We start from the raw sequence: 16770 nt of genomic DNA, 5'->3' as shown, positions 1-16770 counted from the left end.
ACATCCCTATTTCATTTTTATTACAATAGGTAATTCAAAAACCGTACATACAGGTATCGATCTTTTTATCGCACCTCTTAATTGTGGTAAAGATTTCACACTCTTATTAATGATTCCTTCCAATTCTGGAATGGCTGTTTTGACTAGCTGCGATGATTCAATAGAAACTAAACTGGTATTTCCTTTTGCATCAAATAATAATTTAACTGTAACTATTTCGTTGGTACATTCAGGCACCCCAAAGGTTTCCTTTAACAAGTCGTTAGCAAAATGATTGTAAAGATTATTTATAAAACAGCGATTCTTTTTATCAGTATCAATTAAATCTTTACATGCGGGAAACTCTGGATATTCATCAACTTTATGATAATCCACAATGGTATCAACCGGGTGTCTAGAAAATATATTTCCTGTAGCACCTTGAAAATAATCACATGAATTCAAAGTAATTATTATAAAAAACACAAAAAGTAATCGCAAAATCATTGTGGTCAATTAGTAAGTGAAAATACAACTTTTTCTTTTATCATAACACATAGAACCAATATCCATTTTTACATTATTTACCCACAAAAGCTTCTGCATATAATTGGTTTTTATTAATTTGCTTTTATGGATATACTACTAACTTTATTCGGTTTCTTATTTATTACCCTAGGAATACTGGGTGCTATTTTACCAGTTATCCCTGGACCTCCAATTGGCTGGTTGGGTTTACTTTGTCTCTATGGAACTGATACAGTTCCAAACAACACCAGTTTTATCTATACCACACTTATCATTGCTATTATAGTTACTGCTTTAGACTATATAATTCCGATTGTAGGAACTAAGAAATTTGGAGGCACCAAAAAAGGCATCTGGGGCTCTACCATTGGTTTAATCGTCGGATTATTTTTTGGACCTGTCGGTATTATTTTAGGGCCATTCATTGGCGCTTTTATTGGCGAACTTATAGAGGATAAAAATGATATCCAAAAGGCTTTGAAAGCAGCAATGGGCTCTTTTATTGGTTTTATTTTATCTACAGGGTTAAAACTAGTGGTTGGTGGGTTTTTCTTCTATTACTTTATGGAAGAGTTTTGGATCTATAAAGCGGAAATATTTAAGTTTTAAGCAAAAAAAAAGCAACCCTAAACGAGGGAAGCTTTCCACTGGTTTCAACAAAAACCATAATGCTTTTTTCTAAAAACATCAAAACAACACATTGCAAATATAACAAAATACACTTGCAAAACAAGAAAAATTAAAATTCATGATTTTTTTTCATTAATGTGACTCGTTCACCACGAAACTTTAGGCTTTATTATTTAAAATTCATTTTTCATTCGGTATCTTTGCAAGCTATTAAATTCATTTTATAAATATACGTACCATGCAATTATCAGAACAAGAAATTGTAAGAAGAGAAAAGCTTGACAAACTAAGAGCTTTAGGCATTAATCCTTATCCTGCAGATTTATTTCCTGTGGACATTTATTCTAAACAGATTAAAGAAAACTACGAGGAAGGAAAAAAAGTTGTTCTTGCTGGACGTTTGATGCGAAAGAAGATTCAAGGAAAAGCATCTTTTGCTGAATTACAGGATGCTGAGGGTCGTATTCAAATATATTTAAATAGGGATGAAATTTGTGAAGGAGAAGATAAAACACTTTACAATGATGTATTTAAGAAATTATTAGATTTAGGTGATTTTATCGGGATTGAAGGTGAATTATTCAAAACGCAAGTTGGAGAAATTTCAATCAAAGTAAAAACTTTTCAATTATTAAGTAAAGCACTAAAGCCTTTGCCACTACCGAAAACGGATAGTGAGGGAAATACTTATGATGAATTCAATGATCCTGAACTACGATACAGACAACGTTATGCTGATTTAGTGGTTAACCCTAACGTAAAGGAAGTTTTTGTAAAAAGAACAAAATTGTTCAATGCAATGCGTTCGTTTTTCAATGATGCAGGTTATTTTGAAGTAGAAACTCCTGTATTACAACCTATAGCAGGTGGAGCTTCAGCACGTCCTTTTGTTACGCATCACAATTCATTAGATATTCCTTTGTACATGAGAATTGCAAATGAACTTTACTTAAAGCGATTAATTGTAGGTGGTTTTGACGGTGTTTACGAATTTTCAAAAAACTTCCGTAATGAAGGAATGGATAGAACTCACAACCCAGAGTTCACTGCAATGGAGATCTATGTTGCCTACAAGGATTACAACTGGATGATGGAATTTACAGAAAACCTTTTAGAGCATTGTGCTTTAGAAGTAAATGGTTCTACTGATGTTGTCTTCGGAGAACATCAAGTAAGTTTTAAAGCTCCTTTTGCAAGGGTAACCATGGCCGACTCTATCAAACATTTTACTGGTTTTGATATCACTGGAAAAAATGAAGACGAATTAAGAGCTGCAGCAATTGAAATGGGTATTGAAGTTGACAATACCATGGGTAAAGGAAAATTAATTGATGAAATGTTCGGCGAGAAATGTGAAGGAAATTACATTCAACCAACTTTCATTACAGATTATCCAAAGGAAATGTCACCTTTATGTAAAGAGCACAGAGACAATCCAGAATTAACAGAGCGATTTGAATTAATGATTTGCGGTAAAGAAGTTGCAAATGCTTATTCAGAATTAAATGACCCAATAGATCAAAGAGAACGTTTTGAAGCACAATTGAAATTAGCTGAAAGAGGTGATGACGAAGCTTCAAACTTTATAGATGAAGACTTCTTGCGTGCTTTAGAGTATGGGATGCCTCCTACTTCTGGTTTAGGAATTGGAATGGACCGTTTGATTATGTATTTAACAAACAACCAATCTATACAAGAAGTTTTATTTTTCCCTCAAATGAGACCGGAGAAAAAAGCTCCAACTGTAGAGTTGAACGATGAAGAAAAGGCGGTATATGCTCTTATAGAAAAAGCTGAGAAAATTGCTTTAGGAGATTTAAAAACACAATCTGGTTTATCTAATAAAAAATGGGATAAAACTATCAAAGGACTTACTAAAAATAATTTAGCAAATGTAAATAAAACCGAAGAAGGTTTATTTGTAGAATTAGTTTAACTCCCATAATAAATTCTAAAAAGCACTGCCCTTACAGCAGTGCTTTTTCTTTTTATAGCAGTTCTAAAACGTAAAAATTATACTTTTTATTACATAAAAATAACAGTGTATTAACACTATTAATTAGGCTCCTACTGAAAAGTAATTCACACAATACGCAATAAATGTAGATATTCAAAACGCATTTTATGCAATTTATTGTCGATTTTAAACCGTTTATAAACAAACAAAGGTTAATGATTACTTAAAATCATCAAAATAAAATGGTCACATAACAAAATATTTATATATTTGTACCAGTTGGTGTTTAACACCAATTTCTTTTTCATAGCAATTTTCCCACTCTACTTGTAGAGTGGGTTTTTTTTTTGATTATTTTTAACATGTGTTATCTCTGTTTGAATAACAGCATCGTATTTTTATCATGCCAAAATAAAGCACATGAAAAACCTCATAAAAATAATTTCTAGTATTGTAGCATTGCTATTCTTAACCTTGCTAATTGCTCCCTTTTTATTCAAAAAACAGATCAATGACACCATAACCAACGAAGTTAACAAGGTTATCAACGCTGATTTTTATATCGGTTCTATTTCATTAAATTTTTTGACAGATTTCCCAAATGCTTCCATCACCCTTGAAGATATTTTGATCACTAATAAAAAACCATTTAAAGGGGATACTTTAATGGCCATTGGAAATATTAATTTAGAAACATCCATCTCAAACTTACTATCTAAAAAACTAAGTGTTGACCACTTTTCAATAGCTGAAAGTTTGATCAATCTTAAAACGAATAAAAGGGGAGTTTCTAATTATGATATTATGAAATCTGATGATGAAAACACATCACCAACAGAAGCTAGCACCTCTAATTCTGAATTATCATTACATATAGAATACTATAGCCTTGAAAATATCAACTTTAATTATATTGATGAATCAAGTCATTTGAATATGGCTATTAAAAATTTCAACCACAAAGGTACAGGTCTATTTTCTTCTCAAAACGTACTCCTTGAGACAAAGTCTTCAATTGAATCTTTCAATTTTAATTCTGACAACATCAACTTAATTAAAAATGCTAAATTTCTTTGGGATGCAAAACTCAACCTTAATTTAGACAATCTGAAAATTGAATTTTTAGAAAACTTAGCCCAGTTAAATGATTTAAAACTCTCTTTTCATGGTTTTTTACAACCCGTTGACGCAGGGATAGAAATGGATCTTGATTTTGACTCCAAGGGTTCACAATTTAAAAGTCTGTTATCGTTAATTCCTTCTGCCTATTCATCAAGTTTTGATGCTATAGAGGCAATTGGTGCGTTAAATTTTAACGGACGTGCTACAGGACTTTATTCTGATAATAGTGTGCCTAAGTTTAATTTGAATTTAACCACTAATAATGCTTCTTTCCATTATCCTGAATTACCTAAATCAATAGAGAACATATATATTGACACTCATATCACTAACAAAACCGGTGAACTTGATGACACCTATATCTCAGTAAACAAATTTGATTTAAAAATTGATAAAGATATTTTTAAAGCCAAATGCCAACTCAGTAATTTGATGAGTAACCCCCATGTAAAAGCGACACTAGATGGAACTTTGAACCTAGGCAATTTAAATCAAGCATATCCCATAGCCCTTGAAGAAAAATTACACGGAATTACTACTTTTCATTTAAAATCTGAATTTACCCAAGAAGCCCTAGATAAAGAACTTTATGAATCTATCAAAAATAGTGGCTATATCTCTCTAGAAGATTTATCAATTGAAACGGAAATGCTACCGCATCCTATTTTAATCAACAAGGCCAGACTGAATTTCACACCAAAAGAATTTATTCTTCAACACTTTGAAGCCACAACGGCCAAAAGCGACTTAAAAGCTAATGGTAGTTTAAAAAACTTAATGGGATTTGTTTTTAACGATAAGAACCTACAAGGAAATTTCTCTATTACTTCAGACACATTTAACGTATTCGACTTTTTAACTGAAACGGATACCACAGGAGAAACAGAAGAAACAACAGCGTCAAAACCTGATAATTTAGAAGCTATCAAAATCCCCGGCAATATAGATATTACAACAAAACTTTTTGCTAAAAATGTTAGTTATGATAACATCAAACTTAGCAACATGAAAGGTGGAATAAAAATTTATGATCAAAAAGCAATATTCACCAATACCACAGCCAAAATGCTAGGAGGCACCATAGCACTGCAAGGAAATGTAGACACCAAACCTACTCCAAGCAAATTTGACTTTTCTATGGCTCTGAAAGAGCTTGATATCGTATCTTCTTTTGCTACTTTAGATTTGTTTGCATCCATTGCTCCATTTGCGAAAGCTTTCAATGGAAAAATGTCGACCTCTATGGATCTAACAGGTACTTTAGATGCTGAGTTTTTTCCTGATATGAATAGCCTTAATGGTGACGGGTTATCAAAATTAGAAGTGAAAGAAATAGATCCGAAAAAATCCAATGCCTTGAGTTTATTAGAAAATAATTTCAGTTTTGTTGACTTGAAAAAATTGGACATGAAAAAAATTCAAACAGCTATTAAATTTGAAAATAGCGCTATTTCTTTCAAACCATTCAAAATTGCATCCTATGATGGAATTCCAATCCAGCTAGAAGGTTCACATAGTTTTTCTAATACAATGGATTATAAAATAACGACAAACATTCCTGTAAAATTTTTAGGTAAGAAAGCTGCTAATTTATTATCCGGTCTTTCAAATGAAGAAGTTGAAAAAATGAATGTCCCGATGAAAATAAAAATGAATGGAGCAGTGAGTAATCCAAACGTTGTTCCCGACTTCACAAGTGCACTTAAGGCTGTATCAGGCAAAGTTATCGAATCTCAAAAAAATAAATTAATCGATAATCTATTAAAGAAAACGACTAAAGAAGGAGACAGTTCCAAAACAAAAGGAAATGATATCGAAAAAGCAGCGAAAAATTTATTAAAAGGGCTTTTCTAGAAACAAAACCTGTTAAATTCTGTTAAAAAAAACATCTGATTAAACTAATGAGAAATGTTTGAGTCTAAAAATTAAACTTTAAAACATTATATCATGAAAAAAAGCATTTTAACACTCGCTATCATTATCGGATTTGTTTACAACTCAACAGCTCAGAAAAAACATAAACAACATCAAAAGCCTGAATTTACAGTAGAGCAGCAAACTACCATTGCTGTAAAAAAATTAACAATCGCTTTAGATTTATCCGAATCACAACAAGAAAAAATGTATCCTTTAATTTTAGTTGCCACAACCAATAAGCAAAATGCAATGGATGAAAGAAAAGCAAATGGCGACCAAAAAACAAATCTATCTAGCGATGAGCTTTATGCCAAAATGATAGAAAAGATGGATCAACAGATTGCATTTCAAACAAGAGTAAAAAAAGTACTTGATAAAGAACAATATGAATCTTGGAAAAAAATTCAAGCACATATGCACAAAGAGCATGCTAGTCAAAAAGGCAGACAAAAAGGAGGTCACAAAGGAAAACCTGCAAACTCATAATAAAAAAAATCCCAGTATTTACTTACTGGGATTTTTTTATTCAAGTTTTAAAACTTGATTTATTGCGATGTCATTTGAGGTAAGCCCATTTAACTTCTTAATTTCCTCAACAGTCATTCTGTACCTTTTCGCTATTCCGTAAAGAGTATCTCCCTTTCTTACACGATATGCTTTCCCATATCTCTTATTAGAATCTTTAATTTTTTTATTCAGCACAAGTTTATCATAATGATCTAAATCATACGTTTCAACAATACGAATTAATTTATCTGGATATTTCTTATCGGTTGCATAACCTGCTTTTTTCAATCCTTTAGCCCATCCTTTATAATCGTCTATTTTAAGATCAAACAAAAAGTCATACCTCGACCTACTTGTCAAAAACAAAGAATGATCTCTGTAAGAACTTTCCACTTTTTTATATTTCCTAAAACACTCTTGCTTTTCGTCATCATCATGCCTTACTGACTCTCCATGCCACCTGTCATGACATTTCACTCCAAAATGATTGTTTGATTTTAAAGCCAAATTACTCACTCCGTTACCCGACTCTAAAATGCCCTGTGCTAAGGTAATACTTGCAGGTATTTTGTGTTTTTTCATCTCCTCCATTGCAACAGGTGCATAATGGCTGATATAAGCAATCGTTCTAGTATCCAAACTAGATTGTCTTTTCTCTAATTTTACAACTTCTTTGTTCACTGCCTTATTATCCGTCTCAACAACTTTTAAAACAGGTTTAGGGCTTGATTTCTGAACTGTAGTTTTTTTGCTCGAACCACAACCAATCATAAAGATGGAACAAGCAATCAATGTTAAAGTATATTTCATATCTATTTTTCAATTAACAAGGGCAACTTTCTTTTTGCCAAGACGTCATTCATACCTTTTATCCCTTGTAAACCACCGGTATGAATGGCCAAAATTTTAGAACCTTGATTAAATTTATCCTTCTTTACCATATCCAAAATTCCATAAAACATTTTACCAGTATAAACCGGATCTAACAGAACGTTAGTGGCCTTGAAAAAATTATTGTTAAAGGTAACTAATTCTTCATTTATTTTAGCATAGCCTCCAAAATGATAATCAGACACTAAACTCCAATTCGATGTACGTACCTGATTATTTTTGATCTCTTTTTCCAAAAAATTTCCTTTCAATGCAGGAAACCCCAAAATTTGCTGATTTTTTTCAGAACCATTGATAATACCTGAAATGGTACCACCGGTTCCAACAGCACAGCAAATAAAATCAAATATTTCAGTAGATTCATCTAGAATTTCTTCACATCCATGGACCGCCAAATCATTGGTTCCGCCTTCAGGTAATATATAAGCATTAGGGTGTTTTTCTTTTAGTTTTTGTAAATAACTATGATTTGCTTTTTCTCTATAATCAGACCTTGAAATAAATTCAAACTCCATCCCATAATCTTCCTTTGAACGTCTAAGAGTTTCATTGGTTAATAATGTTTTATCAATATCTACACCTAATTCCTCTCCTCTAATAACCCCAATTGTTTTAAATCCAAACTCAAAGCCCGCCCCAGCAGTAGCCAATATGTGATTGGAATACGCACCTCCAAAAGTTAACAACTCCGTAAAGCCGTTTTCTTTAGCAAAATTAATATTGTATAATAATTTACGGTATTTATTTCCAGAAATAACAGGATGAATAGCATCCTCCCGTTTTATATAAAGCTGTACTTTTTTAGCTTCTAATTCTGGTAAAATAATCTCTTCTATGTTGCTAGTGACAGGCTGCAATGCAATAATCTTTATGAAGAAAAGCTATTTACTTTTTCATCCAACTCTGCCCAATCCTCCATTAAACCATCCAAAGAGTCTTTTTTAGCTTGATAGTTTTCAAAAAACGCAGGATCCGCAGCTGTCTTTTCATAATCTTCAGCCAACTTAGCATCCATGTCCAAAATTTCCTTTTCAACATCAGAAATAGCTCTTTCGGCTTTACTAAGTTTATTTTTCAATTGCTTTAATTCTTTCTCTTCTTGTCTGCTTAATTTATAATCTTCTTTTTTAGAAACTTTCTTTTCAACAACAACGGTTCTTTTTTCCGCCTCTCGTAAGTTTTCTAATTTATGCTGATCCAGGAAATAGTCAATATCTCCTAAATATTCTTTGATTACTTTATCTTTAAAACCATAAACAGAATCCGTTAAGCCCTGTAAAAAATCTCTATCATGCGATACAATAATTAAAGTACCGGTATATTTTTGCAGCGCTGCTTTCAATACATTTTTAGATTGAATGTCCAAGTGATTGGTTGGCTCATCCATGATTAATACATTGAAAGGTGATAATAGTAATTTACATAGTGCCAATCTATTTCTTTCACCCCCTGATAATACTTTCGCTTTTTTCTCAACTGCGTCCCCACCAAATAAAAATGCTCCAAGCATATCTCTTACTCTTGCCCTATTAGAATCAGTGGCTGCGTTTTGCATAATTTCTAAAACCGTTTCTTCAGGAGGTAGGTGCTCTGATTGATTCTGAGCAAAATAACCAATCTCAACATTATGTCCTAACTTTAAATGACCTTCAAATGGAATGTCTCCAACCATCATTTTTGCCAAAGTAGATTTTCCTTGACCATTCTGACCAACAAAAGCAATCCTACTGTTACGTTCTATCAATAAATTTACATCTTCAAGTACATGTTTATCTCCATAACTTTTAGACATATTTTCCGCTTCCACTACAATTTTACCTGGTTCCTTAGAAACGGCAAATTTTATATTCATGGTTGCGTTATCATCGGCATCAACTTCAATTCTTTCTACCTTGTCCAATTGCTTGATCAGCGACTGAGCCATAGATGCCTTATTTGCTTTAGCTCTAAATTTATCTATTAACTGTTGCTTCGCTTTGATTTCTTTCTCTTGATTCTTTTGCGCTTGCAACTGTTTTTCTTTGATTTCACCTCTTAACAACAAAAATTCAGAATATGATTTTTTATAATCATATATCTGCCCCAAAGAAATTTCAATGGTTCTATTGGTAACATTATCTAAAAACATTTTATCATGCGAAACCAAAACAATCGCACCTGAATACCCCTTTAAAAAGTTTTCTAGCCAAATGATAGATTCAATATCTAAATGGTTCGTAGGTTCATCTAATAGCAAAATATCATTATTTTGGAGTAATAGCTTTGCCAATTCAATACGCATTCTCCACCCACCAGAAAAAGTATCCGTTAGTTTATCAAAATCCTCTCTTTTAAATCCTAACCCTTGTAATATTTTTTCCGTATCTCCTTTATAATTGTATCCTCCTAATAACTCATAGCGCTCAGTTAAATCAGTAAGATCATGAATCAATTGGCTATACGATTCGCTTTCATAATCCGTTCTTGTTGCCAGCTCGTTGTTAATTTTATCGAGCTTTAACTCTATTTCTTTAATTTCTTCAAAAGCTTGATAGGCCTCTTCCAAGATTGTTCTTCCTTCAACAAAATCAATATCCTGTCTCAAAAACCCCATTTGCACATCTTTTTCAAAAGCCATGGTACCTCCACTACTTTCTATATCTTTAGAAAGAACTTTTAATAAGGTAGATTTTCCAGCTCCATTTTTCCCAATCAAACCAACTCTATCCCCTTTATTAAGTTTGAAAGTGATTTCTGAAAAAAGATCCGTCCCTCCAAAAGAAACGGTTAAATTATGAACGTTAAGCATCTATAAATAAGTGTTTTTAGAATATTAATGGAATTTTGCAAATCTATCACAAATTTTACGATTTAAGAATAGAATTTTTGTTTGTTTCCAAGCTATTTAACAAAGGATTATAGGGCTTACGCTATTTACTTTGTACCTTTACCAAATGTTTATTTCATCATCATAGTGATCTTAATTCCTATGATTTCCTAAGAATAAAATTATGTTTTTAAAAAAAGGCAGCAAGTTATATAGCATTTTAAAATTTAAATGTCCTAAATGTCATGAAGGCGATTTTTTTACAGAGAAAGGTGGCTTTAAATTAAAGGATGTTACTAAAATCCATGACAATTGCCCCAACTGCAACTTAAAGTATATGATGGAACCATCTTTTTTTTATGGAGCAATGTACGTAGCCTATACTTTATCAGTTGGAATTTCTATCCTTACATTTTTGATAACGAACCTAATTTTCAATTTTGAATTATTAGAATCCTTTTTAGCAATAATTCTAATTCTTATAGGTTCTACTCCCTATAGCCTAAGACTTTCAAGAATTATTTGGATCAACATATTTGTTGCCTATAAAGACAAAAAGAAATAATTATTTTTTGATAAATCTATTGATATTCGATTCAGGATCTAATTCTGCTCCCTCAAATAAATGTAAATAAAGTTCCTTAGCAACTTTGGGAGCAATCATAACTCCTCTAGTACCAAGTCCATTTAAAATACATAAGGATTTATAATCAGAATGCACTCCTACTAACGGTCTCCTATCCTTTACAGTAGGTCTAATCCCAGCTGTATGTTCAACCACTTTATAAGGTACATTAATAAAGGTATCTAGTTTTTCTAACAACTCTTTTTCTCCCTCTTTTGTAGCCTTTAAGGTTTTATCTTTCCAGTTAAAAGTTGCTCCTACCTTAAACATACCTTTCCCTAAGGGCAATACAAACACAGCCGCTTTAATTAAAAAGTCTGCCTCTAACTCTGGAGCATGAATGGTCAATAATTCTCCTTTTGCCTCATTCATTGGCAACTCTGAAAAAAATGGATTCTTATGCATTCCGTATCCCTCACTAAAAATAATATAAGAAGCTTGAATGCCATTATACTTTACACCATTTTCCTGCAACTCCAATTGAGCATAATCAAAACTTTCATATCGAATACTTTCTGAGGAGTGTAAATACTGTTTGTAATCTGACAACAACTTTTTAGTATCTATTCTTCCTGTATGAAATAACCTTCCAAAACCATTTTCGGAAATAATTCCTTGATAATCTTTACGAACGATCTCAGTATCCATATAAGGGGCTAACAAGGGTTTATCAGATGCTGAAAACCAATTATTCTGTTCTTCTATAGATTTAAATACACGATAGGTAGAAAACTTATAGTCATAAACTCCACCCAATTTATTTTCTATTTCTGAATAAAAAGGCAAAGCGATATCCAATTGTTCTTGTCCCTGCCAAACAGGAGTGAAACGCTTTAAAATAACAGGGTTATACACCCCACCTGCTACATTTGAAGAAGTTTGAGAATCATCTTCAAAGACAACAAATGATTTACCATTTTCTTCTAATTCTTTAGCAAAAGCCATCCCTGCCAATCCAAATCCAACAATCACACAATCCACTTTCATAAAACTCTAATTAAAAAAAAACTCTTGGATGGAAATTACATACAAGAGCTTTTTATTATTTACAAATTGGTAGAATTAATAATTCCACATATCCAATTCTTTATTTCTAATTTGTTCACGAATACGCTCAGATTCCATAATTTGATACAAAGCATTTCCTTGAATATAATCTGCAATTGCTCTATTACCATATAAGTTTTCTTCTCGCAAAATCACAGAAGTAAATCTTCTTGAATTCAACAAATCATCAAAGGAGATTGGTGACCTATGATTTACATTATTAAAAGCATATGCATTGTGCAACACTTCTCTAGCATCAGGATAAAATATCCAAAATAACGGTAACGTTTCATCATCAACAATATCATCTCTACCCAATAATTGAACATCTGGCGCCAAAGGTGCTATCGCTAAAAGTCGATACTTCAATTCACCATGTCTTTTATCAAAATACCAAATACCTTTTATTTTATAACCGGCAATATCTTCTGATTTTATTGAAACCTCATCTACAAAGTCTGAAATATTAGTTTCTCCTTCATTGATCAACTCATAAGCATAATCTGAAGTATCTACTCTCGTTAATTTTTGATTGATATCTTTCTCCGTAAGTTTAGATTTAAAAAACGAATCGTCATAAACTTCTTTAATTTTTCCCGTTTTAATTCCTTTTAAAAGCGTGTAAAACAAAGATTTCCTGCTACTATTCACATTGGCTGAATCTATAGGGTAGTATAAAGGCATATTCATACGCTCATTTAAATCTATTTCTTCCCATATTATTTTCGACCAAAGAATATCACGTTCATTAACATATCCGTAAGGTATTGGACTATCCTTAGAAGCTTCCTGATACTGCTCTGGCACTTGCCCTATTTCATCTGGCGTTTGTGCATTCAGTACATTAAAATCAGCTTGTGCATTTGCTGATATACTCAACAATGCAACTAAACTAAATAGTACATAACTTTTCAAACTCATCATTCTCATAATTTTAATCCTCTTACAAAAATACTATATATGTATTTTTAAACAATACTTCTATTAAATCTATTAACTAATGATTAGTTAGAGATTACTACACTTAAAGGCAATACACCTTTCAATCGATAAGAAGAATTTCCAATAATTGCAGCTTTCACATCAAAAATACTAACTACATCACCTCTTTTGGCTTTCATCAAAGCTTTTTGAGCTCTTGCATCCAAACGAGTACCATTGACCAATACTGTAGACTGACCCGGGATCTTAATTTTAAAAGAAGAAACTTTCAATTTCAAATCAAAATCAAAATCTATTAACGCCGCATCAATTGTCGCTTTTGCTAAACTTGATTTAGGCATTTTTATTGACCCCCATTGCTTTCTAATAGTAGCTGCCGGCGGCGGAATATCCTTAATTCTAAACTTTACAGGTGGCGACGAAATTTTTTCACCGTCATTTGTAGTTCCAGAAACATTGATGGTAACTTCTTTTCCTTTTCCTGGGAATAAATTATATTTTGTTCCTTTTACCCTTTTTAATCCTGAAGCACTCGCTCTAACATTGTTATCAGAAATACCCGGCATAGAAATGGTAATTGGATTTTGAACCCCTCTATACACCACATTCATTTTATCAGCAGATACTACCGCTCCATTAGGCTTTGGTACTACAAGATAATTAGACTTTACAGAAATTTTAACTGGCTTTCCATCTTGCTGAAAAACAAATTCACCGATGATATCATTTTCACCAACTTTACCTGTTTTAAACTTAACAACAGCAGCCCCTTTCTCGTCTCTCTCTGAATAGTTCTTTCCATTGATTGTTAACCTTTCTGGCTTCAAACTTGCATCATACTTTCCTAAAACCACCGTTCCACTAAATTCCTCACCAGGAAAATAAGCTGGTTTTTCAGATATAACAATTGCCTTATACGTCTTCTCACTAATACTAGCATCTGCAGATAACTGCTTTCCTAATAAAGAATTGTAAATCTCTTTTTCAGAAGTTCTAGCATCCGCCTGAATTACAGAAATATTTGTCAAAGTAGCCACTAATGGGAAACCTTCATATCTATTTCTAATCCACGGTTGTGTTCTTTCACTATCTTTTAAAGGTTGCTCACTAGTATCAAAACGTTTCTTTAAGTGATCTAGTACATCTGGTTTGATATTTTCTCCCAATACAGCAATAATATCCTCCCTATATTGATTGATACTTGCTACAAACAACTCTCCATTTTCTGTAAGTTTAGTCTCACCAGCAAAGAAAAATTCATCTCCTGCTGTTTCAGAATCTAACGATTCATAATCTTTGTGAAGTTCTGGATCAATAGTCGCTAATAAAGAATCTTTTACCGCTCCTAAATAGTTGTAAAAGTCATTCGAAATTCTATTCACTTGAACCGCCTTATCATTTAAGTCACCATATTTTTCTGGTTGCTCAGATGCTTTTGTTCCTAAATCTTCTAAAACTGCTGCAATATCATTTGCTGCGGTTTGATTTGAAGATTCTATTTTTTCATTTAAGTATCCAAAAGATGACAATACTTTTTTACCCATATTCAATGCCAACATCGCAATAAATACAAGGTACATAAGATTGATCATCTTCTGCCTAGCTGATTGTTTTCCTCCTGCCATAATTAATAAGCTTTGTTAATTTTTAAGGTTATTAATTATTTATTCATTGCAGATAACATTCCACCGTATACTGAATTCAAAGAAGACAAGTTATTCGCTAATACTTCCATTTGAGATTCTAATTTTTCAGAATGTTTCAACATAGACTCATTTAAGAATGCTTGACGCTCACTGTTCTCTGACTGAACTTTATACAAACTGTTTAAAGATTCTAGATGTACAGCGGCAACTGCCATCTCCTCATTGTATTTATGTGTATTTGCAACCGTATCTACTGAAGAATTGATACTATCTGCAGCTCCTTTAAAGTTTTTAATACTTTCTGCTAAACTTCCTACTAATTCTGCATCCAAATTAGATTGACGTAACATTTCATCTAATTTATCAGCCATAATACCTTTTGCATTAGGATCCTTCTTTTTAGCAGTACCTCCTACTAATTCAGGATATACTTGGGTCCAATCCAAATCTTCTTCTATCGGTTCAAAAAAGGCAGAATAAGCAAATATAAACGCCTCTGTTAAAAGACCAACTGTTAACATAACTCCACCTGTTAGTGGTCCCATGCTAAAGTGTAATATTTTGAACAAGGCTCCTATCAAAACGACAGATGCTCCAAGTCCGTATACCATGTTTAAAATTTTCTTGCTTTTTACTGATTGTGCCATAATTTAAATTTTTATTAGGGGTTGGTTAATTATTATTATTTGTGTTTTTACTTTTTTGTTTTTTTAGAAATCCCCAAGAAATCTTGAACTGTTCTAAATCCAATATAACTTTTCAATGAATCTGCATATTCATAATCTCTAGTTGAAACTTGTAAGAAATAAGCTATATCTTTCCAAGAACCTCCACGAATAACTTTTCTTTTGTTTTCTTTATCTTCAATATTTGCGTTGATACTTGAACCTGTTCTGTAAGAACCTTGGTTATAAGAAGTACTTGTCCATTCAGCAACATTCCCTGCCATATTATAAAGTCCATACCCGTTTGGTGCATAAGAATATGCTTCTACGGTATACAACGCGCCATCAATTGCATAATTACCACGAACAGGCTTAAAGTTTGCTAAAAAGATCCCTCTATCATCCGTTGTGTACGGTCCACCCCATGGGTATGTTCCGTGGTCAATTCCACCTCTAGCGGCAAACTCCCATTCTGCTTCAGTAGGCAATCTAAAATTAGGAACTCTAATCGGAGTTTTTCTAGATCTCAGATAATCATTTTTCTTTTTCGTCTTCCAGTTACAATAAGCTTTTGCTTGATACCAATTCACCCCTACCACAGGATATTCTTGGTAGGCTGCATGCCAAAAATATTCTTCGTGAATCGGGTCATTGTAGGAATAACTAAAATCTTTTACCCAAACAGTAGTATCAGGGTAAACCGAAACATCTTCGTGAATGATAAAATCCTTTCTAGATCCGGTGGTACTTTTTGCAGCTCCTTCTTTATTAAACCAAGAATAAGTATATTTTAATTTTTTAACATTCAAAATTCTCTCTCCTTCAAAAGAATCTTCTAAAGGTAAATACATGGAATCCATAACCTCTGAATAAGCAGCATCTGGATATTCATTTTTATCCCAAATAATTGGAATTCTCCAGTTCAATGCTCTACCCTCTGTTAAAGAATTCACATCTCCTAAACCTCCATAATTATCAATCATGTATTTCTCATACTGATTGGCATCCGTTGTATCTACTTCTTTAAAGCTGTAACGAAAAATACCATCTTCCCCACCTTCACTATCTGCATCTAATAGATAAGATCGCTCATCTGCCGTAAGTGCCAATTCTGTTCTCACAATAGAATCACGAACCCATTCTACAAACTGACCATATTCACTATTCGTCACTTCAGACTCATCCATATAAAAATGCTGTACCGTAACAGTTCTAGGTGCTGTTCCAATTCCTCCAAAAGGATCTTCATCCTCTCTACCCATTGTAAAAGCTCCTCCAGGAACCAAGACCATACCAAATGGTCTTTCAGAGTAAATTTTCTTACCGGAAGACTTTCCTACAACCTCTCCTCTATCGTTAGAACCACAACTATATATCACTAAAATTAAGGCTATATAAACTGCTATATTTTTCATATTTACTTCTTGTCTTTCGTAATTGAGCGTAAACCTATCATTTTTTTTTATCAAAAGCAATGAATAAAAAGCATAAACCAAGACTTTTTGGCA

The 16770-nt window shown here is 32.7% G+C and carries 14 protein-coding genes; 5 read left to right on the top strand and 9 right to left on the bottom strand.

Features of this window, described 5'->3' with window-relative positions; genetic code table 11:
- Positions 1–6 precede the first annotated feature (6 nt).
- Positions 7–486 (bottom strand): hypothetical protein, encoded by a 480-nt coding sequence (locus AC2DZ0_RS14250; RefSeq protein ID WP_484642558.1) that lies wholly within the window; start codon positions 484–486, stop codon positions 7–9.
- Positions 487–612: 126 nt separating this feature from the next.
- On the opposite strand from AC2DZ0_RS14250, the gene AC2DZ0_RS14245 reads away from it, so the two are divergent.
- The 4 genes from AC2DZ0_RS14245 to AC2DZ0_RS14230 all read left to right on the top strand — a co-directional run bounded on the left by AC2DZ0_RS14245 (position 613) and on the right by AC2DZ0_RS14230 (position 6619).
- The gene (locus tag AC2DZ0_RS14245; RefSeq protein WP_484490726.1) at positions 613–1116 is read left to right on the top strand and encodes a DUF456 domain-containing protein; all 504 of its coding nucleotides are present in this window, start codon (positions 613–615) and stop codon (positions 1114–1116) included.
- Positions 1117–1375: 259 nt separating this feature from the next.
- A complete protein-coding gene (lysS, locus tag AC2DZ0_RS14240; protein ID WP_484490725.1) occupies positions 1376–3073 on the top strand; it encodes a lysine--tRNA ligase in 1698 nt (565 codons plus the stop codon).
- Between the two features lie 441 nt (positions 3074–3514).
- Positions 3515–6070, top strand: coding sequence for an AsmA family protein (locus tag AC2DZ0_RS14235; protein ID WP_484642556.1), 2556 nt, complete (start codon positions 3515–3517; stop codon positions 6068–6070).
- A gap of 93 nt (positions 6071–6163) precedes the next feature.
- Entirely contained in the window at positions 6164–6619 is a 456-nt protein-coding gene (locus AC2DZ0_RS14230) for a hypothetical protein (RefSeq protein WP_484642554.1), read from the top strand.
- A 36-nt stretch (positions 6620–6655) separates the two neighbouring features.
- On the opposite strand, the gene AC2DZ0_RS14225 is transcribed toward AC2DZ0_RS14230, so the two are convergent.
- Genes AC2DZ0_RS14225 through AC2DZ0_RS14215 form a run of 3 tightly spaced genes read right to left on the bottom strand, consistent with a single transcriptional unit; the run spans position 6656 to position 10319 of the window.
- Positions 6656–7450, bottom strand: coding sequence for a glucosaminidase domain-containing protein (locus AC2DZ0_RS14225; protein ID WP_484642552.1), 795 nt, complete (start codon positions 7448–7450; stop codon positions 6656–6658).
- Between the two features lie 2 nt (positions 7451–7452).
- Positions 7453–8388, bottom strand: coding sequence for a 1-aminocyclopropane-1-carboxylate deaminase/D-cysteine desulfhydrase (locus AC2DZ0_RS14220; protein WP_484642551.1), 936 nt, complete (start codon positions 8386–8388; stop codon positions 7453–7455).
- 11 nt (positions 8389–8399) lie between these two features.
- Positions 8400–10319 carry an ABC-F family ATP-binding cassette domain-containing protein gene (locus AC2DZ0_RS14215; protein WP_484642550.1) on the bottom strand — a complete coding sequence of 640 codons (1920 nt, stop codon included), beginning with the start codon at positions 10317–10319 and terminating at the stop codon, positions 8400–8402.
- A gap of 202 nt (positions 10320–10521) precedes the next feature.
- Between AC2DZ0_RS14215 and AC2DZ0_RS14210 the strand changes: the two genes are divergently transcribed.
- A complete protein-coding gene (locus AC2DZ0_RS14210) occupies positions 10522–10902 on the top strand; it encodes a DUF983 domain-containing protein (RefSeq protein ID WP_484490719.1) in 381 nt (126 codons plus the stop codon).
- Here AC2DZ0_RS14210 and AC2DZ0_RS14205 read toward each other — a convergent pair whose 3' ends face one another.
- The 5 genes from AC2DZ0_RS14205 to porK all read right to left on the bottom strand — a co-directional run bounded on the left by AC2DZ0_RS14205 (position 10903) and on the right by porK (position 16677).
- Entirely contained in the window at positions 10903–11949 is a 1047-nt protein-coding gene (locus AC2DZ0_RS14205; RefSeq protein WP_484642548.1) for an NAD(P)/FAD-dependent oxidoreductase, read from the bottom strand.
- A 75-nt stretch (positions 11950–12024) separates the two neighbouring features.
- Positions 12025–12933, bottom strand: coding sequence for a type IX secretion system ring subunit PorN/GldN (gene porN / locus AC2DZ0_RS14200; RefSeq protein WP_484490717.1), 909 nt, complete (start codon positions 12931–12933; stop codon positions 12025–12027).
- A gap of 80 nt (positions 12934–13013) precedes the next feature.
- The gene (gene porM, locus AC2DZ0_RS14195) at positions 13014–14576 is read right to left on the bottom strand and encodes a type IX secretion system motor protein PorM/GldM (protein WP_484642546.1); all 1563 of its coding nucleotides are present in this window, start codon (positions 14574–14576) and stop codon (positions 13014–13016) included.
- 35 nt (positions 14577–14611) lie between these two features.
- On the bottom strand, positions 14612–15244 hold the full coding sequence (porL, locus tag AC2DZ0_RS14190) for a type IX secretion system motor protein PorL/GldL (protein ID WP_484490715.1): 633 nt from the start codon (positions 15242–15244) through the stop codon (positions 14612–14614).
- A gap of 47 nt (positions 15245–15291) precedes the next feature.
- Positions 15292–16677 carry a T9SS ring complex lipoprotein PorK/GldK gene (gene porK, locus AC2DZ0_RS14185; protein WP_484490714.1) on the bottom strand — a complete coding sequence of 462 codons (1386 nt, stop codon included), beginning with the start codon at positions 16675–16677 and terminating at the stop codon, positions 15292–15294.
- Between the last annotated feature and the right edge of the window lie 93 nt (positions 16678–16770).

The organism is Flavicella sp. IMCC45668 (genome assembly GCF_057219105.1).
The sequence above is the reverse complement of the archived record's forward strand: the minus strand, read 5'-3'. Positions and strand labels throughout refer to the sequence as shown.